The organism is Pseudomonas crudilactis, from assembly GCF_013433315.1.
Taxonomy (GTDB): domain Bacteria; phylum Pseudomonadota; class Gammaproteobacteria; order Pseudomonadales; family Pseudomonadaceae; genus Aquipseudomonas; species Aquipseudomonas crudilactis.
In genome coordinates this window covers 98,784-118,416 of the sequence record NZ_WXVV01000008.1, presented here as the reverse complement: position 1 = coordinate 118,416, position 19,633 = coordinate 98,784, and the positions used below count along the sequence as shown (strand labels likewise).

General features: G+C 58.7%; 21 protein-coding genes. 14 read left to right on the top strand and 7 right to left on the bottom strand.

The window, feature by feature from the left end; all coding sequences use genetic code 11:
- Nucleotides 1-129: 129 nt before the first annotated feature.
- Nucleotides 130-990, bottom strand: a complete 861-nt coding sequence (locus GTU76_RS11030) for a MurR/RpiR family transcriptional regulator (RefSeq protein ID WP_171057240.1) — start codon at nt 988-990, stop codon at nt 130-132.
- A gap of 226 nt (nt 991-1,216) precedes the next feature.
- On the opposite strand from GTU76_RS11030, the gene zwf reads away from it, so the two are divergent.
- The 4 genes from zwf to GTU76_RS11010 all read left to right on the top strand — a co-directional run bounded on the left by zwf (nt 1,217) and on the right by GTU76_RS11010 (nt 4,814).
- Nucleotides 1,217-2,683: a glucose-6-phosphate dehydrogenase gene (zwf, locus tag GTU76_RS11025; RefSeq protein WP_016983695.1), complete on the top strand. Its 1,467-nt coding sequence runs from the start codon at nt 1,217-1,219 to the stop codon at nt 2,681-2,683.
- Complete coding sequence (gene pgl, locus GTU76_RS11020) at nt 2,670-3,383, top strand: 6-phosphogluconolactonase (protein ID WP_180698626.1); 714 nt, start codon at nt 2,670-2,672, stop codon at nt 3,381-3,383. The genes zwf and pgl overlap by 14 nt, the downstream gene beginning before the upstream one ends.
- Nucleotides 3,384-3,400: 17 nt before the next feature.
- Nucleotides 3,401-4,066, top strand: coding sequence for a bifunctional 4-hydroxy-2-oxoglutarate aldolase/2-dehydro-3-deoxy-phosphogluconate aldolase (locus GTU76_RS11015; protein WP_180698625.1), 666 nt, complete (start codon nt 3,401-3,403; stop codon nt 4,064-4,066).
- Nucleotides 4,067-4,238: 172 nt separating this feature from the next.
- The gene (locus GTU76_RS11010; RefSeq protein WP_180698624.1) at nt 4,239-4,814 is read left to right on the top strand and encodes a peptidase associated/transthyretin-like domain-containing protein; all 576 of its coding nucleotides are present in this window, start codon (nt 4,239-4,241) and stop codon (nt 4,812-4,814) included.
- Here GTU76_RS11010 and GTU76_RS11005 read toward each other — a convergent pair.
- Together GTU76_RS11005 and GTU76_RS11000 are read right to left on the bottom strand one after the other, a co-directional pair.
- Nucleotides 4,811-5,992, bottom strand: coding sequence for an aminotransferase class V-fold PLP-dependent enzyme (locus GTU76_RS11005; protein WP_180698623.1), 1,182 nt, complete (start codon nt 5,990-5,992; stop codon nt 4,811-4,813). The two genes, GTU76_RS11010 and GTU76_RS11005, sit on opposite strands and share 4 nt — an antisense overlap.
- A gap of 29 nt (nt 5,993-6,021) precedes the next feature.
- The gene (locus GTU76_RS11000; protein ID WP_003227425.1) at nt 6,022-6,258 is read right to left on the bottom strand and encodes a DUF3820 family protein; all 237 of its coding nucleotides are present in this window, start codon (nt 6,256-6,258) and stop codon (nt 6,022-6,024) included.
- Between the two features lie 205 nt (nt 6,259-6,463).
- Here GTU76_RS11000 and GTU76_RS10995 point away from each other — a divergent pair, with 205 nt between their 5' ends.
- Entirely contained in the window at nt 6,464-6,931 is a 468-nt protein-coding gene (locus tag GTU76_RS10995) for a ferritin-like domain-containing protein (protein ID WP_016983691.1), read from the top strand.
- Between the two features lie 236 nt (nt 6,932-7,167).
- Here GTU76_RS10995 and GTU76_RS10990 read toward each other — a convergent pair whose 3' ends face one another.
- Together GTU76_RS10990 and GTU76_RS10985 are read right to left on the bottom strand one after the other, a co-directional pair.
- Nucleotides 7,168-7,638, bottom strand: a complete 471-nt coding sequence (locus tag GTU76_RS10990; RefSeq protein ID WP_016983690.1) for a MaoC family dehydratase — start codon at nt 7,636-7,638, stop codon at nt 7,168-7,170.
- A gap of 42 nt (nt 7,639-7,680) precedes the next feature.
- Nucleotides 7,681-8,625 carry an alpha/beta hydrolase gene (locus tag GTU76_RS10985; RefSeq protein WP_180698622.1) on the bottom strand — a complete coding sequence of 315 codons (945 nt, stop codon included), beginning with the start codon at nt 8,623-8,625 and terminating at the stop codon, nt 7,681-7,683.
- Between the two features lie 199 nt (nt 8,626-8,824).
- Between GTU76_RS10985 and fadD2 the strand changes: the two genes are divergently transcribed.
- Both fadD2 and fadD1 read left to right on the top strand, forming a co-directional pair.
- Nucleotides 8,825-10,513 (top strand): long-chain-fatty-acid--CoA ligase FadD2, encoded by a 1,689-nt coding sequence (fadD2, locus tag GTU76_RS10980; protein ID WP_016983688.1) that lies wholly within the window; start codon nt 8,825-8,827, stop codon nt 10,511-10,513.
- A gap of 354 nt (nt 10,514-10,867) precedes the next feature.
- Nucleotides 10,868-12,565 (top strand): long-chain-fatty-acid--CoA ligase FadD1, encoded by a 1,698-nt coding sequence (gene fadD1, locus GTU76_RS10975; protein WP_016983687.1) that lies wholly within the window; start codon nt 10,868-10,870, stop codon nt 12,563-12,565.
- Between the two features lie 140 nt (nt 12,566-12,705).
- On the opposite strand, the gene GTU76_RS10970 is transcribed toward fadD1, so the two are convergent.
- A complete protein-coding gene (locus tag GTU76_RS10970; protein ID WP_180698621.1) occupies nt 12,706-13,083 on the bottom strand; it encodes a hypothetical protein in 378 nt (125 codons plus the stop codon).
- A gap of 197 nt (nt 13,084-13,280) precedes the next feature.
- Between GTU76_RS10970 and GTU76_RS10965 the strand changes: the two genes are divergently transcribed.
- From GTU76_RS10965 to def, 3 genes are all read left to right on the top strand, one after another.
- Nucleotides 13,281-13,472 carry a CsbD family protein gene (locus GTU76_RS10965; RefSeq protein WP_008082339.1) on the top strand — a complete coding sequence of 64 codons (192 nt, stop codon included), beginning with the start codon at nt 13,281-13,283 and terminating at the stop codon, nt 13,470-13,472.
- A gap of 164 nt (nt 13,473-13,636) precedes the next feature.
- Nucleotides 13,637-14,587: a YihY/virulence factor BrkB family protein gene (locus GTU76_RS10960; protein ID WP_016983686.1), complete on the top strand. Its 951-nt coding sequence runs from the start codon at nt 13,637-13,639 to the stop codon at nt 14,585-14,587.
- A 2-nt stretch (nt 14,588-14,589) separates the two neighbouring features.
- A complete protein-coding gene (gene def, locus GTU76_RS10955) occupies nt 14,590-15,129 on the top strand; it encodes a peptide deformylase (protein WP_016983685.1) in 540 nt (179 codons plus the stop codon).
- 123 nt (nt 15,130-15,252) lie between these two features.
- Here the strand turns inward: def and GTU76_RS10950 are convergent, their stop codons facing one another.
- Nucleotides 15,253-15,669 (bottom strand): GNAT family N-acetyltransferase, encoded by a 417-nt coding sequence (locus GTU76_RS10950; RefSeq protein WP_180698620.1) that lies wholly within the window; start codon nt 15,667-15,669, stop codon nt 15,253-15,255.
- Nucleotides 15,670-15,993: 324 nt separating this feature from the next.
- On the opposite strand from GTU76_RS10950, the gene GTU76_RS10945 reads away from it, so the two are divergent.
- The 4 genes from GTU76_RS10945 to GTU76_RS10930 all read left to right on the top strand — a co-directional run bounded on the left by GTU76_RS10945 (nt 15,994) and on the right by GTU76_RS10930 (nt 19,594).
- Nucleotides 15,994-16,935: a fatty acid desaturase gene (locus GTU76_RS10945; protein ID WP_180698619.1), complete on the top strand. Its 942-nt coding sequence runs from the start codon at nt 15,994-15,996 to the stop codon at nt 16,933-16,935.
- 140 nt (nt 16,936-17,075) lie between these two features.
- Entirely contained in the window at nt 17,076-17,867 is a 792-nt protein-coding gene (locus GTU76_RS10940; RefSeq protein ID WP_180698618.1) for a phosphate/phosphite/phosphonate ABC transporter substrate-binding protein, read from the top strand.
- 189 nt (nt 17,868-18,056) lie between these two features.
- Entirely contained in the window at nt 18,057-18,584 is a 528-nt protein-coding gene (locus GTU76_RS10935) for a sigma-70 family RNA polymerase sigma factor (RefSeq protein WP_180698617.1), read from the top strand.
- Nucleotides 18,581-19,594, top strand: a complete 1,014-nt coding sequence (locus GTU76_RS10930; protein ID WP_180698616.1) for an ABC transporter substrate-binding protein — start codon at nt 18,581-18,583, stop codon at nt 19,592-19,594. The genes GTU76_RS10935 and GTU76_RS10930 overlap by 4 nt, the downstream gene beginning before the upstream one ends.
- The last annotated feature ends 39 nt before the right edge of the window (nt 19,595-19,633 follow it).

Sequence of the window (19,633 nt, the reverse complement as noted above, 5' to 3'; positions counted from 1 at the left end):
TCACCGACCTGAACGAATGTCGGTGAATCCATAATCGACTCGGTGTTTCAGGTCGATGTACCGCGCAAGACACCTCGGTCGGCTCCCTCTCCCTTCGGGAGAGGGCTGGGGTGAGGGTGCTTCTGATCTTTAGTTGAATTCATCCCCAACCGGATACCGGCTGGCATTCAAGCTCTCTTTGATCTTGCGCAAATGCGGCTGGAAGTCCACGCCACGACGCAACGTCATTCCCGTCGCCAGCACATCCAGCACCGTCAACTGAATGATCCGCGAAGTCATCGGCATATAAATGTCGGTGTCTTCCGGCAACGGAATGTTCAGGCTCAGCGTACTCGCCTTGGCCAGCGGCGAATTCTCCGCCGTCAAACCCAACACCGAAGCACCGTTCTCGCGAGCAATGCGCGCCACTTCGACCAGCTCACGAGTGCGGCCGGTGTAGGAAATGATCACGAACAACTCACCGGTGTGCGCCACCGACGCAATCATCCGCTGCATCAGCACATCGGCGTGCGCGGTAACGGCAAGGTTGAAGCGGAAGAACTTGTGCTGCGCATCCAGAGCCACCGGCGCCGAAGCCCCGAGGCCGAAGAAGTGAATCTGCCGCGCCTGGATCAACAGGTCGACGGCGCGGCTGATCAGGTTCGGATCGAGCGCCTGGCAAGCGCTGTCCAGCGACGCAATGGCGCTGCCGAAAATCTTCTGCGTGTACGCCTCGGGATTGTCATCGGCCTCGACCGCGCGGCTGACGTACGCCGCGCCGCTGGCCAGGCTCTGCGCCAGTTGCAGTTTGAGTTCGGGATAGCCGCTGACACCGAACGAACGGCAGAAACGGTTGACCGTCGGTTCGCTCACCGAGGCCGCCTGGGCGAGGGCGGCGATGCTGAAGCGGGTGGCCTGCTGCGGGTTGAGCAGGATCACCTCGGCGACTTTGCGTTCGGCCTTGTTCAGGTCTTCAAGGCGACTCTGGATCTGTTCCAGTAAATTTCGCACGCGGTCCATATGGAATTCCTAATTCACCTGCGCAAAGGTGCGCCGGGCTATGCAAATTGGGCCTTTGATATGGCCCGTAACGGTGGCCTATCCTACTGATGGCTCCGACTGACCACCACTCGGAATCTGTATTTTGCGAAAATGTTGTGGTTATTACTACATTTTCCCTTGAGTGATGCCTTGAAAAAAGGTATTTGTAGCTTAACTTGATAAAAGAACAAACATCATGCCTTCGATTACGGTTGAACCGTGCACCTTTGCCTTGTTCGGCGCGCTTGGCGATCTGGCCCTGCGCAAGCTGTTTCCTGCCCTTTATCACCTCGATGGCGCCGACCTGTTGCACGAAGACACGCGGATCATCGCGCTGGCCCGTGAAGACGGCACCGAGCAGCAGCACATGGCGTTCATCGCCGCCGAACTGCGTCGCTATGTGGGCAAAGAGCTGAACGAGGCCGTCGCCGAGCGTTTTCTCGCACGCCTGACCTACCTGCACGTCGACTTCCTCAAATCCGAAGATTATGTAGCGCTGGCCGAACTGGCCGGCAGCACGCAACGCATGATTGCCTACTTCGCCACGCCGGCGGCGGTGTATGGCGCGATCTGCGAGAACCTGGCGAAAGTCGGCCTGGCAGAAAACACCCGCGTGGTGCTGGAAAAACCAATCGGCTCCGACCTCGAGTCGTCGCGCAAGGTCAACGACGCCGTGGCGCAGTTCTTCCCGGAGAACCGCACCTACCGCATCGACCACTACCTGGGCAAAGAAACCGTTCAGAACCTGATCGCCCTGCGTTTCGCCAACAGCCTGTTCGAAACCCAGTGGAACCAGAATTACATCTCCCACGTGGAAATCACCGTGGCCGAGAAGGTTGGCATCGAAGGTCGCTGGGGTTACTTCGACAAGGCCGGCCAGCTGCGCGACATGATCCAGAATCACCTGTTGCAACTGCTCTGCCTGATCGCCATGGACCCGCCGGCCGACCTGTCCGCCGACAGCATCCGTGACGAGAAAGTAAAAGTGCTCAAGGCCCTGGCACCGATCAGCCCGGAAGGCCTGACCACTCAGGTCGTGCGCGGCCAGTACATCGCCGGCCACAGCGAAGGCAAATCCGTACCGGGTTACCTCGAAGAACCGAATTCCAATACCCAGAGCGACACCGAAACCTTCGTTGCCTTGCGTGCCGATATCCGCAACTGGCGCTGGGCTGGCGTGCCGTTCTACCTGCGTACCGGCAAGCGTATGCCGCAGAAACTGTCGCAGATCGTCATCCACTTCAAGGAACCGTCGCACTACATCTTTGCCCCTGAGCAGCGTTTGCAGATCAGCAACAAACTGATCATCCGCCTGCAACCGGACGAAGGCATTTCCTTGCGCGTGATGACCAAAGAGCAGGGCCTGGACAAAGGCATGCAACTGCGCAGCGGCCCGCTGCAACTGAATTTCTCTGACACCTGGCGTAGCGCGCGGATTCCCGATGCCTACGAGCGGTTGTTGCTGGAAGTGATGAACGGCAATCAGAACCTGTTTGTCCGTAAAGATGAAATCGAAGCCGCGTGGAAATGGTGTGACCAGCTGATCGCCGGGTGGAAAAAATCCGGTGACGCGCCCAAGCCGTATGCGGCCGGGTCGTGGGGGCCGATGAGCTCCATTGCATTGATCACGCGGGACGGGAGGTCGTGGTATGGCGATATCTGATGTACAACTGCCTGCGGGCGTGAACGCTTACGAATTCAAGAGCCCGGTGCTGTTGGCCGAAGGTCTGGCGCTGAACGTCGCCAAGCAATTGAGCGAAGCCATTGCAGCACGCGGCAACGCGGTGCTGGTGGTGTCTGGCGGTCGTAGTCCGGTGGCGTTTTTCCAGCACCTGGCCAAGCAGGAACTGGACTGGTCGAAGGTCGTCGTGACCCTCGCCGACGAGCGTTGGGTGCCAGTTGAACACGCCGACAGCAATGCCGGCCTGCTCAAGCAATACCTGCTCAAAGGCCCGGCGGCGAAAGCGCAGTTCCTCAGCCTTTATAGCGCGGCGGCCAACGTCGAGCAGGCGGCTGAACAGGCTGACCGCTTGCTCGCCGAATTGCCGCCGATTGACGTGCTGGTGTTGGGCATGGGCGATGACGGCCACACCGCGTCGCTGTTCCCCGACAGCCCGAACCTCGCCGAAGCCTTGCAGGCTGATGGCACGCGCCGTTGCTGGCCGATGCTGGCGCCGAGCGTGCCGCGTCAGCGCCTGACCATGAGCCGTGCGCTGCTGGCCTCGGCCAAGCACAAGATTCTGTCGATTTCCGGTCAATCGAAACTGACCACCCTGAATGCCGCACTGGCATCCGACGACGTCGCCGCCATGCCGGTGCGCGCGTTTCTGCAACCTACGTTAGAGATTTACTGGTGCCCATGAGCCAAGGAACAGCCGCTATGACAACCCCATCCTCGACCGTTTCCATGGCGGACAAAGTTGCCCTGATCGACAGCCTCTGCGCCAAGGCGCGGATCCTGCCGGTGATCACCATCGCTCGCGAACAGGACGTGCTGCCACTGGCTGACGCTCTGGCCGCCGGTGGTCTGACCGCGCTGGAAGTGACCCTGCGTTCGCAGTTCGGCCTCAAGGCCATTCAGATCCTGCGCGACCAGCGTCCGGAACTGATGACCGGTGCCGGCACCGTGCTTGATCGCAACATGCTCGCGGCTGCCGAAGCTGCCGGTTCGCAATTCATCGTCACCCCGGGCATCACCCGTGACCTGCTGGAAGCCAGCGTCGACAGCCCGATTCCGCTGTTGCCGGGCATCAGCAACGCCTCCGGCATCATGGAAGGCTACGGTCTGGGTTATCGCCGCTTCAAGCTGTTCCCGGCTGAAGTCAGCGGTGGCGTGGCGGCAATCAAGGCCCTCGGCGGCCCGTTCGGCGAAGTGAAATTCTGTCCGACTGGCGGCGTCGGCCCGGCCAACATCAAGAGCTACATGGCGCTGAAAAACGTCATGTGCGTGGGCGGTAGCTGGATGCTTGATCCGGAGTGGATCAAGAACGGCGACTGGGCCCGTATTCAGGAATGCACCGCCGAGGCGTTGGCGCTGCTGGACTGATTGTTACCAGACACTTCGTTGTGTGTTCTACGGCTTTACGGTGCGCTTGGTCGGTGCACCGTTTTTTTTTGCCTTGAAGAAAGTGCGAGGACATCACGCGATACATAGTTACCGCACAGCCGCGTTTGCGTGGCGCTAATCTGCGTTCATCTTACGGAAGAGAGAACGCCTCATGGACGACCATCAATCTGTCGCTTTATCAATCAACGCTCTGCGCCCGCGGCAGTTGCCCGTGGTTGGCAGTTTCGATTGGCACAACAGCAAGGGCAAGGTGCGCAACATCAGCGCGGGCGTCGAAGGCTTGCCTCTTCTATTGCGGCTGACCCTGGTCGATGCCATGACCGGCGAGCCGGTCAGTGGCGCCGTGGTCCGCATCGAGCAGCACATTGGCACCGACACACTGTGCGGCAGTCAGTCGACCGACAGTAAAGGCATCGTTCGTTTCACCAGCCTTTACCCGGATCGGCAAACTGCCTTTTCGTGCATCGCGCTGAGCGTCGCCATCGCCAATGACGATCAACAGCCGCAGTTGTATCAGGAGGCCTGGGCGGGGTGTCTGCATTTGCCCTGTGCCTGCAATTGCACAGCCACTGATAACGATGCCGTTCGGCTGGCGTTGCGGCCGATCACGGACAATGATCCGGAGGACGGCTACTTCGGCAACCTGACGATCGGCGTCGACACCTTTGCCCTGTCATCGCAGATCGGCGTGGCGGGCTATGACAAATACCTGATCACGGTGTTTTAGCGCAGCTCGTTCAGCGCGCGGACCAGCAACTGCATGTCGTCAGCGGTGGTAGTCAGCCCCGGAGTAATGCGGATGCTCGGCCCGCTGGCCGCGCCGTTGCGCACCACGGTGAACAGGTTGTAGTCGTTGAGCAGGCGCTCGGCCATCGCCTGTTGATCATCGTGACGGGTGAAGCGCAGCGAGGTGATGCCGCAATACAGCCGTGGATCATCTGGCGTCATCACCTCGATACCCGGCAAGTGTCGCACCGCGCTGACCCACAGATTGCGCAGATAATTGACGCGAGCGCCTTTGGCCGGTGCGCCGCCGAGAGAGCGATGCTCCTCGAACACCAGCGGCAAGGTCATCAGCGCGGGAATGTTAGGTGTGCTGTACGACGTGCGCGCGCGGATGTCATTAACCGGGTAATGCATTTCATCCATGTCCGGATCGATATCGGCCAGGCGTTGCGGCGCGATATAGAGGAAACCGAGGGTGAGCGGTGCGCCGATCCATTTGTGCAGGTTGAAGCCGGCGAAAGAAATGCCCAATGCTTCAAGATCGAACTCGATCTGACCGAGCGCATGGGCGCCGTCGAGGATTACATCAACGCCATGCTCTTTGGCGAGGGCGGCGATGGCTTGCACCGGCATGACCAGACCGGTGCGGTGAGTAACGTGAGTCAGGGCCATCAGCTTGATCTTCGGGTGACCGGCAAAGGCTTCGCGGTACGTCTCCAGCAGGCTGTCGTAGCTCGCCGGGTGCGCGTGGGCAATCTCGATCACCTCGGCGCCACGATGTCTGGCCAGCCAGCGCATGGCGCCTTTGACCGTGTCGTATTCCAGATCACTGATCAGCACCTGATCGCCCGGCTGCAAGCGGTTGTAGTTACGGATCAGCGATTGCAGGCCTTCGGTGGCGTTGCGGGTGAACGCCACGCTCTGTGCACGTACGCCAATCAGCTCGGCGAGTTGCGCGCGGATATCGAGGTTGTCGTGCTGCTCGAAACGCTGGCGCACGTACACCGAATTACTCGTGTTGATCAGCTCGATATTGCGTTGGTACTCCTCGATCACCGTGCGCGACATGCGCCCGAAGTAACCGTTCTCCAGGTTCACGGGGCCAGGTTGAACATCGTATCTATCGCCAAACGTTTGCCAAAAGGCTTCGTCACGGGCGCGGCGGGTGTTATCGGGCATGGTCGGCTGACTCTAGAGAGGAGGGCGCTTCAATGGCGCGGGGCAGGTTTGCCGTGTTTGGCGCGCAGCGGTTCGAGCAGGTCCGAGAGGCCGTTATGGTCGATTTCCTGCATCAGCGCGAGCAAGCCACCGAGTTCGCCGTGGGGGAAACCTTCGCGGGCAAACCAGTTCAGGTATGGCCCCGGCAGGTCGGCAATGATCCGGCCCTTGTACTTGCCGAAGGGCATTTCGCGGGTGATCAGCAATTCGAGTTTTTCGGGATTCATCAGGGATTTCGTCTGGCTTCAAATCAGCTTGGAAAATACAGGCATTCTGCATGCAGGCCAAATGACAGATCATGCAAATAACCGTGATACAGATAGTTCACTTATCTTTAACTTGTTGATAAATAAAGAAATTTTATAAATAAAAAAGCTGGCACGCACACTGCAATATCCCTTGCATCTTCAACCAATCGCAAGGAATTGAAAAATGACCGACATGAATAAAGAAGCCATCTCTGTACTCAATGACCTGATTGAAACCAGCAAGGACGGTCAGGAAGGGTTCAAGACTTGCGCCGAAGACATCAAGCATCCAGAACTGAAAACCCTGTTCGTGACTCGCTCCGCTGATTGCGCCACCGCTGCAGCAGAACTGCAAGCCGAAGTTCGCAAGCTGGGCGGCGATCCGGAAACTTCCACCAGCGTCAGCGGCGACCTGCACCGTCGCTGGGTCGACGTCAAAGCCATGTTCACCGGCAAAGACGAAGAAGCTGTGCTGAACGAAGCCGAGCGCGGTGAAGACCATGCGCTGAAGGCTTACAAAGAAGCCCTCGAGAAAATCAGCAAGCACAATCTGGTAGGTATTCGTGACCTGGTTGAACGCCAATACCACGGCGTACAACGCAACCACGACCAGGTGAAAGCCCTGCGTAACCAGGCTCGCGCTCGTTCTTAAGCGCTTGTCGGTAACAAAAAACGCCAGCTAGTCTGGCGTTTTTTTTGTGTATGGGGGAAAGCCAAAGCAAGAGCCCCTCACCCTAGCCCTCTCCCGGAGGGAGAGGGGACTGAACGAGGTGTTCTTTCGAGCTACATCGACCTGAAATATCCAGTCGAACTCAAGATCTTAAAACAGCGGAGATCGGCTCCCTTTCCCCCTCGCCCCCTTGGGGGAGAGGGCTGGGGTGAGGGGAATCAGCCAATGCTGATCGGCGGCAAAGTCGGCAACGTCACCGTCTGCTGCTTGCGCGGTGCGAGGATTTCAGCCTCGCCATCCACCACCAGCTCATCCTTCTGGTTGAACACGCGAGTGGCAATGCGCACCCGAAACTTCGGCAATTTCTCGAGAATTTCCAGGCGCACGGTCAACGTGTCGCCAATCTTCACCGGCTTCTGAAAGCTCATCTGCTGACCGATATAAATGGTGCCCGGTCCAGGCAGTTCGCAGGCCACCGCAGCACTGATCAGCGCACCGCTGAACATGCCATGAGCAATGCGCTCCTTGAACATGCTCGCGGCGGCAAACTCGGCGTCCAGGTGCACCGGGTTGTGGTCGCCCGACATCGCGGCAAACAGTTGAATGTCGCGCTCTTCGACGGTCTTGCTGTAGCTGGCGGTCTGGCCGACTTCGAGGGCTTCGTAAGGGATGTTGGTAACCTGGGTCATCGGTCTCGATTCCTGTGACGGATTCAGTGAATCCACAAAAAATTATTCGCTGCGGTGAGGGCGCGGATGGCTCAGGGCCTGATCGATCCAGGCCAGCACATCAGCGATCACTTCGTCGCGGTTGGTTTCGTTGAACAATTCGTGCCGCGCTTGCGGGTAGATCTTCAGTTGCAGGTGCTGGCTGCCGGCCGTGCGCAAGGCATTGGCCAGATCTGTCAGACGCTTGCCTTCACTCACCGGATCACATTCGCCGCCGATTACCAGCAGCGGCAGGCCCGGGTCGATCTGGGCGAGATTGGACGCTTTGCTGATCTGCTGCAAGCCGCCGAGCAGGTCGATCCACAGTTGATTGGTGCAGCGAAAGCCACACAGCGGGTCGTTGGCGTACAGGTCAACCTCGGCCGGATCGCGGCTCAACCAGTCGAACGGTGTGCGCGCCGGTTTGAATTTGTTATTGAACGAGCCGAACGACAGCCATTCGATCAGCGCACTGCGGCCCTTGCCACCCTGACGGAGTTTTTCCAGGCGGGCGATCTGTTGCGCAGCGCGATACAGCGCAACGGGCTGAAAGTTGGAACCACTGAGGATCGCCCCGTGCAGGCTGGCGCTGTGGTGCAGTAGATAGCCTTGGGCAAGATAGCTGCCCATGCTGTGCCCCAGCAGAATGATCGGCACGCCGGGGTGCTGCTGGCCGATGTGCTGGTTGAGGCTGGCCAGATCGCCGAGCACTTTGCACCAGCCATCATCATCGGCGAAGTGGCCGAGGGTGCCGTGATTGGCGGTTTTGCCATGTCCGCGCAGATCCGGGGCATACACGCCATAGTCTTTGTCGCAAAACGTGTCGGCCAGTCCTGCGTAGCGACCACTGTGTTCCGCCATGCCGTGGGCCAGCAGGATCACCGCTTTCAACGGCGCCGTAGGCAGCCATTGATTGACGAACAGGCGGCTGCGGTCATTCGCGTCCAGCCATAGGGTGTCGTGGATCATGGCGATTCCTTTGCTCAGAGTCGGAACATTGTATAGCGCGTCTGATCAGCCCACGCCACGGCAGGAAGATTCACACGATCAATGACGGCTTTGCCCATATTTGCCTCGATGGCCATTGCTGCTAGTGTCCGTGAAGCTCCGCTTTTTCAGAAATGACAGAAAGCGGCCCGGATCGGCTCAGGTAAAGAGGACAAGAACAATGCAACCTGATTTCTGGAACGACAAACGCCCGGCCGGCGTACCGCTGGACATCGACATGGGTGAGTTCAAGTCGGTGATCGAGGTGTTCGAGCGTTCCTGCAAGAAGTTCGCCGATCGCCCGGCGTTCAGCAACATGGGCATCACCCTGACCTACGCCGAACTCGAGCGCCAGAGCGCCGCTTTCGCCGGTTATCTGCAGGCGCATACCGATCTGGTCCCGGGGGATCGCATCGCCGTGCAGATGCCCAACGTCCTGCATTACCCGATTGCCGTGTTCGGTGCATTGCGCGCCGGGCTGATCGTGGTCAACACCAACCCGCTGTACACCGCGCGGGAGATGCGTCATCAGTTCAAGGATTCCGGCGCACGGGCACTGGTGTACCTGAATATGTTCGGCCAGAAAGTCCAGGAAGTGCTGCCCGACACCGACATTCAATATCTGATCGAAGCGAAGATGGGCGACCTGATGCCCAGCGCCAAGGGCTGGCTGGTCAACACCGTGGTCAGTAAAGTGAAGAAGATGGTCCCGGCGTATTCGCTGCCGCAGGCGATCTCCTTCAAGAGCGCACTGCGCATGGGCCGCGGCCTGGGCATCAAGCCACTGAAAGTCAGCCTCGACGACATCGCCGTGCTGCAATATACCGGCGGCACCACCGGGCTGGCGAAGGGCGCGATGCTCACCCACGGCAATCTGGTGGCGAACATGCAGCAAGTGCGCGCCTGTCTCGCCCAACTCGGCCCGGACGGTCAGCCGCTGTTGCGCGAAGGCCAGGAAGTGATGATCGCGCCGCTGCCGCTCTATCACATCTATGCCTTCACCGCGAACTGCATGTGCATGATGGTGTCCGGCAACCACAACGTGCTGATCACCAACCCGCGCGACATTGCCGGCTTTATCAAAGAGCTGAAGAACTGGCGGTTCTCGGCGCTGCTGGGGCTGAACACTTTGTTCGTGGCGCTGATGGAGCACGCGGATTTCAAGACTCTCGATTTCTCCAGCCTCAAGCTCACCAACTCCGGCGGCACCGCGCTGGTCAAGGCTACCGCCGAGCGTTGGGAGCAAATAACCGGTTGCCGCATCACCGAAGGTTACGGCCTGACCGAAACCTCACCGGTGGCCTGCACCAACCCGTACGGCGATCATTCGCGGCTGGGTACGGTCGGTTTGCCGGTGCCTGGCACGTTACTGAAAGTCATCAACGATGACGGTGTCGAGCAGCCGATGGGCGAGCGCGGCGAGTTGTGCATCAAGGGCCCGCAGATCATGAAGGGCTACTGGCACAAACCGGAAGCTACGGCCGAAGTGCTGGATGCCGAGGGCTGGTTCAAGTCTGGCGATATTGCGTTGATCGAACCGGACGGTTTTGTGCGCATCGTCGACCGCAAGAAGGACATGATCATCGTCTCCGGTTTCAACGTTTATCCGAATGAAATCGAAGACGTGGTGATGGCTCACCCGAAAGTGGCCAACTGTGCGGTCATCGGCGTGCCGGACGAGCGTTCGGGCGAGGCGGTGAAGCTGTTTGTGGTGGCGCGGGAAACCGGGGTCAGTCTCGAAGAACTCAAGGCTTACTGCAAAGAGAATTTCACTGCGTATAAGGTGCCGAAACACATCGTGTTGCGTGAGTCATTGCCGATGACGCCTGTCGGGAAAATTCTGCGGCGCGAGTTGCGCGATATCGCGTAGCCCTTAACCGCTGCGCTTCGCGCATTCGCGAGCAAGCTCGCTCCCACAGGGAAAGAGTAATCCTTGTGGGAGCGAGCCTGCTCGCGAATTTTTTGTTTGATGTCCCCGAAAACCGGGGCTTTCAAGGAGGTCTAGGATTTTTGCTCTAAAATGACTGCTAGATAGTCTTGAGTCATGAATATGACTGTAGGGGCCGCTTTTGGCTCTAGTCGACCCTTGGCAAAGCTGCTACTCTCGGCGCGCTTTGTGACTTCTCGGCCTATGTAAAAGCCAGATTCACCAATACCAAACACACACCAATAATAATCGCATCAAATGCGGTGAAGAATTCGCGTTGCTGAGGAGTGGGCTTCCATGATCGAAGACTTTTGGAAGGATAAATACCCGGCTGGAATTGCTGCCGACATCAATCCGGACGAGTATCCGAACATTCAGGCAGTGTTGAAGCAATCCTGCCAACGCTTCGCCAACAAACCGGCTTTCAGCAACCTGGGCAAGACAATCACCTACGGTGAATTGTACGAATTGTCCGGTGCGTTTGCCGCGTATCTGCAACAGCATACCGATTTGCAGCCCGGCGATCGAATCGCCGTGCAACTGCCCAACGTTCTGCAGTACCCGGTGGCCGTCTTCGGTGCGATTCGCGCCGGGCTGATCGTGGTCAACACCAATCCGCTGTACACCGCGCGGGAAATGGAACACCAATTCAACGACTCCGGCGCCAAAGCCCTTGTTTGCCTGGCGAACATGGCGCATCTGGCTGAAACCGTGGTGCCGAAAACCGGCGTCAAACACGTCATCGTCACCGAAGTCGCCGACCTGCTGCCACCGATCAAGCGCCTGCTGATCAACAGCGTCATCAAGTACGTGAAGAAGATGGTGCCGGCCTATCACTTGCCAAAAGCTGTCAAGTTCAACGACGTGCTGAGCAAGGGCCAGGGTCAGCCGGTGGCCGAAGCCAATCCGCACAGCGGCGACGTGGCGGTGCTGCAATACACCGGCGGCACCACTGGCGTGGCCAAGGGCGCAATGCTGACCCATCGCAACCTCGTCGCCAACATGCTGCAATGCAAAGCGCTGATGGGCTCCAACCTCAACGAAGGTTGCGAGATCCTGATCACGCCGCTGCCGCTGTACCACATCTATGCGTTCACCTTTCATTGCATGGCGATGATGCTGATCGGCAACCACAACATCCTGATCAGCAATCCGCGCGACCTGCCGGCGATGGTCAAGGAATTGTCGAAGTGGAAGTTCAGCGGTTTCGTCGGCCTCAACACGTTGTTCGTGGCGCTGTGCAACAACGAAGGTTTCCGCAAGCTGGATTTCTCCGCGCTGAAAGTGACCTTGTCCGGCGGCATGGCCCTGCAACTGGCCGCTGCCGAGCGTTGGAAAGCGGTCACCGGTTGCGCCATCTGCGAAGGTTACGGCATGACCGAAACCAGCCCGGTGGCCACGGTCAACCCGATCCAGCACATTCAGATCGGCACCATCGGTATTCCGGTGCCATCTACTTTGTGCAAAGTCATCGACGATAACGGTGTCGAGCAGCCGCTGGGTGAAATCGGCGAGCTGTGCGTCAAGGGCCCGCAAGTGATGAAGGGCTATTGGCAGCGTCAGGAAGCCACCGATGAAATGCTCGACAGCGAAGGCTGGCTGAAGACGGGCGATATCGCGCTGATCCAGCCGGACGGCTACATGCGCATTGTCGATCGCAAGAAAGACATGATTCTGGTCTCCGGTTTCAACGTCTACCCGAACGAACTGGAAGACGTGCTGGCGACCCTGCCGGGCGTGTTGCAGTGCGCGGCCATCGGCGTGCCGGACGAGAAGTCGGGCGAGGCGATCAAGATCTTCATCGTCGCCAAACCGGGCGTGACCCTGACCAAAGAGCAGGTAATGGATCACATGCGTGCCAACGTCACGGGTTACAAGGTGCCGCGTTCGGTGGAGTTCCGCGATGCGCTGCCGACCACCAACGTCGGCAAGATCCTGCGTCGCGAGTTGCGGGATGAAGAGCTGAAGAAGATCAAGGCCAAGTCCGCCGCTTAAAACACCAAGCCCCGCAGATGCGGGGCTTTTTGTTGGTGCAGCAGGGTTTGAGATATCTGTTGTTCGGTTAAACCAGCCCCTCACCCCAGCCCTCTCCCGAAGGAGAGGGCTAGGGTGAGGGGCAGGGGGCTGCACAAATCCTACTGACGGAACGGCGCGAAATTCACGTTAGTTCCCGCCGGACGCATGTCCTGCAGATACGAGTCCTTGTCCGCACTCAATTCCAGGCTCAACGCGGCTTTACGCTTGCCTTCATTGCGAATCACCAGCCCTTCGAGCTTTTCACGCAAAAACACCGTCGGCACTTTCAGGTGCAGCAGTTCGCCGGTGGCCGGGGTGTGCATCAGCAGGTGAATCCACTCGTACTGACCGATGGCCAGGCGCGACACCGGCAGGTCGAACCACCAGATGTTGCGGTTACGGTTCAGTTCGGCGAAGTGGCAGTTGTTGGTGCCGAGCACGGCACCGCCCAGTTCCTTGTTGCGTCGGGCGATGGCCTGCGTTTTATCGAGTTTCATAACATTCCTGCGGGATCGGTTCCTGGCGCTTGGCGCCCATATGTTGCGCATTCTCGGGGCTACGCACGCAAACATAAAGCCCAACCTGCTCGTCGCGACGAAATGAACCTCCGAAAATAAATGAAACTTGGCGCAAACCCGGCCAGTCAATCATTACGTACTGACTTTTCCCCCTTAATGCACCAAGGAGAAACACCATGAGTAGCACAGGCGATAAAGTAAAAGGCATGGCCAACGAAGCGGTCGGCAACGTCAAGCAAGGCGTCGGCAAAGCCACCGACAACACCAAGCTGCAGGCCGAAGGCAAGATTCAAGAGAAAAAAGGCGAAGCCCAGCAAGCTGTCGGCAAAGCCAAAGACGCCGTCAAAAAAGGTGTCGACAAGGCGTAATCCAGCCTTGAACGAAATACACGAGCGGCCATCCAAGGATGGCCGTTTTTGTGTCGAAATCCTGCTGACACCCGGCAAGGTTCGCCAAACAGGCTACCTTGATGTAAAAAACGGCCCCTGAGTCGCCACGACTTCAACCTGTACTGCGGCGAAAGGAGACGCGAATGATATTTCCAGACATGAAAGGTCTGCCCCTGCATCGGGTGATGATGCGCACGGTCACTGAATTCGTCGACGACGAAATGTCGACCTACGCCTCGGCACTGGCCTACCAGATGCTGTTTTCGCTGTTCCCGTTCATTCTGTTTCTGATTGCCTTGATCGGTTTCCTGCACTTGCCGGACTTCTTCTCCTGGCTGCGCCTGCAATCGGAACTGGTCCTGCCGCCGCAGGCACTGGAACAGGTCAATCCGGTGATCGACCAGTTGCAGCAGTCCAAGGGTGGCCTGCTTTCAGTCGGTATCGTGATCGCCCTCTACACCGCTTCCGCCGGTGTGCGCTTGATGATGAGTGCGATGAACGCGGCGTACGACGTGGTCGAAGGCCGACCGGTCTGGAAGCGCTTCCCGTTGTCGATTTTCTACACCGTCGGCATTGCCGGGATGCTGCTGGTGGCCGCCGCGCTGATGGTGCTCGGGCCGCAGGTGATGGGCTGGATCGCCGCGCAGGTCGGGCTGGAAGACTTCATCGTCACCGTGTGGACCATCGCGCGCTGGCCGGTGATCGTGATTTTGATGATGGTCGCCGTCGCCCTGATTTACTACGTCATGCCCGACGTCAAACAGGAATTCCGCTTCATCACACCCGGCTCGGTATTGGCGGTAGTGGTGTGGATCATCGCCTCGCTGGGTTTCGCCTTCTACGTGAAAACCTTCGCCAACTACAACGCGATGTATGGCAGCATCGGGGCGATCATTGTGCTGTTGCTGTACTTCTACATTTCCGCTGCGGTGCTGTTGCTCGGCGCCGAGATGAACGCGGTGATCGAGCACATGTCCAGCGAGGGCAAGGACGCGGGTGAGAAAGTCCCCGGCGAACTCGATGAACATCCCAAACAACACGTCTCGGGCCTGGGCCGCGATCATTCGCTCAAGCCGGACACTGACGAAGTCTGATCATGATCCGTGAAATTCTGAAAATGGGCGACGAGCGCCTGCTGCGTATTGCCCCGCCAGTACCGGCCGAGATGTTCGACAGCCCTGAGCTGTGGCAACTGATCGACGACATGTTCCAGACCATGGAAAGCGTCGGTGGCGTCGGCCTGGCTGCGCCGCAGATCGGCGTCGACTTGCAACTGGTGATCTTTGGTTTCGAACACAGCGAACGTTACCCGGACGCTGAAGCGGTGCCGCAGACGATCCTGATCAATCCGCTGATCACACCGTTGAGTCCGCTGACGGAAGAGGGCTTTGAAGGCTGTCTGTCGGTGCCGGGTTTGCGCGGTGCGGTGGATCGTTATCAGCAGATTCGTTACGAAGGGTTTGATCCGAAGGGTGAGCCGATTGTGCGCGTAGCATCAGGTTTCCACGCACGGGTTGTGCAGCACGAATGCGATCACCTGATCGGCCGGTTGTACCCGTCGCGCATTACCGATTTCAGCAAGTTCGGTTTTACCGAAGTGATGTTCCCGGATCTCGATCCCACCGCTGACGACTGATCCCCGAGAACACCACAATTCCCCTGTAGGAGTGAGCCTGCTCGCGATAGCGGTCTGTCAGTGACATTTTCGGTGACTGACACACCGCTATCGCGAGCAGGCTCACTCCTACAGGGTTTTGTATTAGGCGGAGGGTCTCAGCTCCATCGCAATCATCGGCTTGCTCCGCGCATACCGGCTCAATCGCTCCGCCATCGCCTGGGGCAGCGCCGGGTCGAAGGTGAACCCGCGTCGCTCATAAAACTCACGCAAATCCGGATGACAGAAGAGCCACACCGGCTCGCTCAGATCCTGCACCGCCGTGGCGATCAACTGCGCGGCAACGCCCTGTTCGCGACACCCCGGCTCCACAAACAGCCCGGTCAACCAGTGCCCGCCAGACACCGGCCGCAAGCACAGCGCGGCAACAATCTCTCCCCGCCGCGCGACCCACAATTGCGCATCGCGAACCGCTTTCATCGAGGACTGGTGGCTGCGGTAGAACTTGTTCATCAACGGCCATAACGACTCGTCGAGCAAGGTGTAATGGGTGTCAGGCATGGGTTCGGACTGTCGGTGGGCAAAGCGGCGATTATAAAAGAACGCACGGCTCTGGATAGGTGTATACCTGACCTCACATCCCCTGTGAGTGGAGTACGCATCATGTCCAAAGGTATGGATTCAAAGAAAGCCGCGAAGAAGAAACCGGCCAAGACTGCGATTGAAAAACGCGCAGAGAAGAAAGCCAAGAAAGTCGACATCTTCGGTCATTGATCACGCCTTTCCGGAGCCCGGTTCTCGGGCTCCTGCCTTGACCTGAAAATAATCTGCAAGATCCAGCATCGTCGTTGCACAGAAGGGCAAGACTCCCGTTTGAGCAACGCCATGCCTCATTACTTCGACGCCGCCCATCGTCAGCAGATAGAAACCCTGCGCCAACGCTTTACTGCCCGCACCGAATGGCCGACCTGGCTGTTGCTGATCGGCGTCTATGCAGGCTGGTTTGCCATTGTGCTCAACAGTCACTGGCTGGGCCGTGCCTTGAGCACGCTGTTGCTGATTCCGCTGGTGGTGTTGTGGCTGTCGGTGCAGCACGAGTTGCTGCACGGGCATCCGACGCGCTGGGTGCGCCTCAACAAGATACTTGGCTACGCGCCCTTTGCCGTGTGGTATCCGTACACGCTGTATCGCGACAGCCATTTGCTGCATCACCGCGATGAGGATCTGACCGTACCCGGGCTCGATCCGGAAAGCCGTTACCTGAGCCGCGCTGGCTGGCAGGGCAGTTCTCTGTTCGAACGGAGCCTGCACTGGCTGAACAAAACCGTGCTCGGGCGTTTCGTGCTCGGCGCACCGCTGGCGCTGATGGCACTGGCCCAAGAAGAGTGGCTGCGGCTGAAGAATGGTGAGCGCCCGGCCTGGTCGATGTGGCTGACCCACGGGCTGTTCACGTTATTGATGCTGTGGTTCATCGCCCGTTTCAGCGCGCTGCCCGTCTGGCATTACCTGCTGCTGATCAGTGTGCCGGCGCTGTCGATCGCGATGATCCGCTCCTATTATGAACATCGCCCACATGCGCAACCGGAACAGCGCACAGTGCTCAATGAGGCCGGTTGGCCTTGGCGCTGGTTGTTCCTGAATCTCAATTTTCATCTGGTGCATCACGATTTGCCCAAGCTGGCGTGGTACGACTTGCCGAAGGTTTACCGGATGCATCGCGAGCAATGGATCGCGCGCAGTGGCGGGTTTCTCGTTCAGGGGTATGGCGAGTTCTGGCGGCGCAATGGCTTCAAGCCGATCGACAGTCCCGTGCATCCTTACCACTAACCCGAGAACACTACCGCCCCCTGTGGGAGCGAGCTTGCTCGCGAATGCGGCTTATCAGTCCAAAATGTTTTGAATGACTCACCGCTTTCGCGAGCAAGCTCGCTCCCACATTGGCTATTTGTAACTCGGGAAAAATGTGTATGACCCAACACCACACCGACCTCCTGATGTACATCGCCCCCGAGCCAATCCGCGCGGCGAATGAGCGCTGGATTGCACGCATTCTCGAACGCTTGGGGCGGTCGAGGCTTGATGCGCAAAAGCTTTCTCTACCCGAACTCTGGTTATCCCCCGATCTGCTGCTCACGCAAACCTGCGGCTACCCGCTGATGACTGCATTGCGCGGACACGTGCGCATCGTCGGCCGCCCCCGTTACGAACTCCCCGACGCCAGCGCCGGCAACCATTGCAGCCTGATCCTCAGCCGAGTTGACGACCCACGCAAAACCCTGGCGGACTTTCACAACAGTCGCGGGGTGATCAACAGCGAAGACTCCAATAGCGGAATGAACCTGTTGCGCCAGCGCTTGGCGCCACTGAATCAGGACGGACAATTCTTTGCCTCGGTCGGCATCAGCGGCGGCCATCGCGAGAGCCTGCGCTGGCTGCGCGAAAACCGCGCCGATCTGGCCGCCATCGACAGCGTCACCTACGCCTATCTGGCGCAACATGCGCCGGAAGACGTCCGTGCCTTGCGGGTGGTCGCGCGCAGTGCCCTGAGCCCGACCTTGCCGTTCATTACCGTCGCCAGCGCCACGGATGAGCTGATCGAGCAGCTCCGACAGGTAATGAATGAAACCTTGCGCGAACTCCCTGATGTCGCACAGACCTTGGGATTGCCTGAGGTGTTTGCGGCCAGTGAGCGCGATTATCAAATCCTGCTCGACTATCAGCGTGAGGCTGAAGAACTTGGCTATGGCCGCTTGCGCTAAAAGATCGCAGCCTTCGGCAGCTCCTACAGGGGATCGGTGTAGGAGCTGCCGAAGGCTGCGATCTTTTGATCTTTTATTTGTAAATGGAATATAAAAATTCGTTTTAAGTATTTTTAACGAATAAGGCGCCTTGTTACGATCGCGCCACCGGAACACCGGACATTCAGCGAGCCTTAACCAGGAGCCCCTATGTCCGGCGCCGAGCTTTCCCATCGCAACACCGTGGACGATCTGTTTCGCGCTCACTATCGCTGGCTCTGTGCTTACCTGCGCGGTCATCTGCACGACGCGGCCGGCAGCGAAGACATCGCCGCCGAAACCTTCGCGCAATTGCTTGAAGCCCCGTCGCTGAGGGCCATCCGCGAACCCCGCGCCTTGCTGACGACCATCGCCCAGCGCCTGCTCTATCAACGCTGGCGGCGCGGTGATCTGGAGCGTCGTCATCGCCAGCAACTCGATGTCGATTACGCCGTTTCGCCTGAAGATCTCGTCACCCTATCGCAAACCCTCAACCGCCTCGATCACAGCTTGCAACGCTTGCCCGACAAGGTCCGCACGACGTTTCTGCTCGCCCGCATCGACGGCCTGACCTACCCGCAAATCGCTGTCGAACTGGGCATCTCCCAGCGTTCGGTCAGCGAGTACATGAACCGTTCCCAAGCGCTGTGCGATCGCCACAGCGCCAACCAATCCCTGCAAGACAAGAGGTCCGCATGAGATCGATCAAAACCCTGCTCGGCACGTCGCTGCTGGCGTTGAGCCTGAGTGTCGGCGCTGTTTCGGCGACGGAAAAAACCGCGCCGATCCACTTCGGCGACATCACTTGGGAAAGCGGCAGTTTCATCACCGAAGTGCTGCGCCTGATCGTTGAAAAAGGCTACGGCAACCCGACCGACACGTTGCCCGGCAGCACGGTCAGCCTGGAAGCGGCGCTGGCGAAAAACGATATTCAGGTGATCGGCGAGGAATGGGCCGGGCGCAGTCCGGCGTGGGTCAAGGCGGCCGCCGAGGGCAAGGTGTTCGGTTTGGGCGACACGGTCAAAGGGGCCACCGAAGGCTGGTGGGTGCCGGAATATGTGATCAAGGGCGACCCCGAGCGCGGCATCAAAGCCTTGGCACCAGAGTTGAAATCGGTGGCCGATCTGCCGCGCTACAAAGACGTGTTCCGCGACCCGGAAGATCCGTCTCGCGGGCGTTTCCTCAACAGCCCGACCGGTTGGACTTCGGAGATCGTCAACAGCCAGAAGCTCAAGGCCTATGCGCTGAACGACAGCTTCGTGAATTTCCGCACCGGTTCCGGCGCTGCACTGGATGCCGAGGTGGCATCGTCGATCAAACGCGGTAAACCGGTGCTGTTCTACTACTGGTCACCGACGCCGCTGCTGGGGCGATTCAAACTGGTGAAACTGGAAGAACCGCCGTTCGATGCCGAGGCCTGGAAGACTTTGGCCGATGCCAACAACCCGAATCCAAAAGGCACCCGGTCGATGCCGGCGAGCCTGGCGATTGGCGTGTCAGCGCCGTTCAAGACGCAGTATCCGGAGCTGGTGACATTCTTTGAAAAGGTCGATTTGCCGATTGATCTGCTGAACCAGACTTTGGCGGGGATGAGTGAAAAACGTTTGCAGCCGAGAGTGGTGGCGCAGGCGTTTTTGCGTGATCAGCCGCAGGTCTGGAAGCCTTGGGTGCCAGCTGAGGTGGCGACCAAGGTGAGCGGAAGTCTGTAAGTCATTTCTGTTGTTTTTGTAGTGCTTCTCATGGCGCCT

Bases quoted from the DNA above. Each gene is read 5' to 3' on its own strand.
- zwf (WP_016983695.1), top strand. From the start codon at position 1,217: ATGCCTTCGATTACGGTTGAACCGTGCACCTTTGCCTTGTTCGGCGCG.
- pgl (WP_180698626.1), top strand. From the start codon at position 2,670: ATGGCGATATCTGATGTACAACTGCCTGCGGGCGTGAACGCTTACGAA.
- GTU76_RS11015 (WP_180698625.1), top strand. From the start codon at position 3,401: ATGACAACCCCATCCTCGACCGTTTCCATGGCGGACAAAGTTGCCCTG.
- GTU76_RS11010 (WP_180698624.1), top strand. From the start codon at position 4,239: ATGGACGACCATCAATCTGTCGCTTTATCAATCAACGCTCTGCGCCCG.
- GTU76_RS11005 (WP_180698623.1), bottom strand. From the start codon at position 5,992: ATGCCCGATAACACCCGCCGCGCCCGTGACGAAGCCTTTTGGCAAACG.
- GTU76_RS11000 (WP_003227425.1), bottom strand. From the start codon at position 6,258: ATGAATCCCGAAAAACTCGAATTGCTGATCACCCGCGAAATGCCCTTC.
- GTU76_RS10995 (WP_016983691.1), top strand. From the start codon at position 6,464: ATGACCGACATGAATAAAGAAGCCATCTCTGTACTCAATGACCTGATT.
- GTU76_RS10990 (WP_016983690.1), bottom strand. From the start codon at position 7,638: ATGACCCAGGTTACCAACATCCCTTACGAAGCCCTCGAAGTCGGCCAG.
- GTU76_RS10985 (WP_180698622.1), bottom strand. From the start codon at position 8,625: ATGATCCACGACACCCTATGGCTGGACGCGAATGACCGCAGCCGCCTG.
- fadD2 (WP_016983688.1), top strand. From the start codon at position 8,825: ATGCAACCTGATTTCTGGAACGACAAACGCCCGGCCGGCGTACCGCTG.
- fadD1 (WP_016983687.1), top strand. From the start codon at position 10,868: ATGATCGAAGACTTTTGGAAGGATAAATACCCGGCTGGAATTGCTGCC.
- GTU76_RS10970 (WP_180698621.1), bottom strand. From the start codon at position 13,083: ATGAAACTCGATAAAACGCAGGCCATCGCCCGACGCAACAAGGAACTG.
- GTU76_RS10965 (WP_008082339.1), top strand. From the start codon at position 13,281: ATGAGTAGCACAGGCGATAAAGTAAAAGGCATGGCCAACGAAGCGGTC.
- GTU76_RS10960 (WP_016983686.1), top strand. From the start codon at position 13,637: ATGATATTTCCAGACATGAAAGGTCTGCCCCTGCATCGGGTGATGATG.
- def (WP_016983685.1), top strand. From the start codon at position 14,590: ATGATCCGTGAAATTCTGAAAATGGGCGACGAGCGCCTGCTGCGTATT.
- GTU76_RS10950 (WP_180698620.1), bottom strand. From the start codon at position 15,669: ATGCCTGACACCCATTACACCTTGCTCGACGAGTCGTTATGGCCGTTG.
- GTU76_RS10945 (WP_180698619.1), top strand. From the start codon at position 15,994: ATGCCTCATTACTTCGACGCCGCCCATCGTCAGCAGATAGAAACCCTG.
- GTU76_RS10940 (WP_180698618.1), top strand. From the start codon at position 17,076: ATGACCCAACACCACACCGACCTCCTGATGTACATCGCCCCCGAGCCA.
- GTU76_RS10935 (WP_180698617.1), top strand. From the start codon at position 18,057: ATGTCCGGCGCCGAGCTTTCCCATCGCAACACCGTGGACGATCTGTTT.
- GTU76_RS10930 (WP_180698616.1), top strand. From the start codon at position 18,581: ATGAGATCGATCAAAACCCTGCTCGGCACGTCGCTGCTGGCGTTGAGC.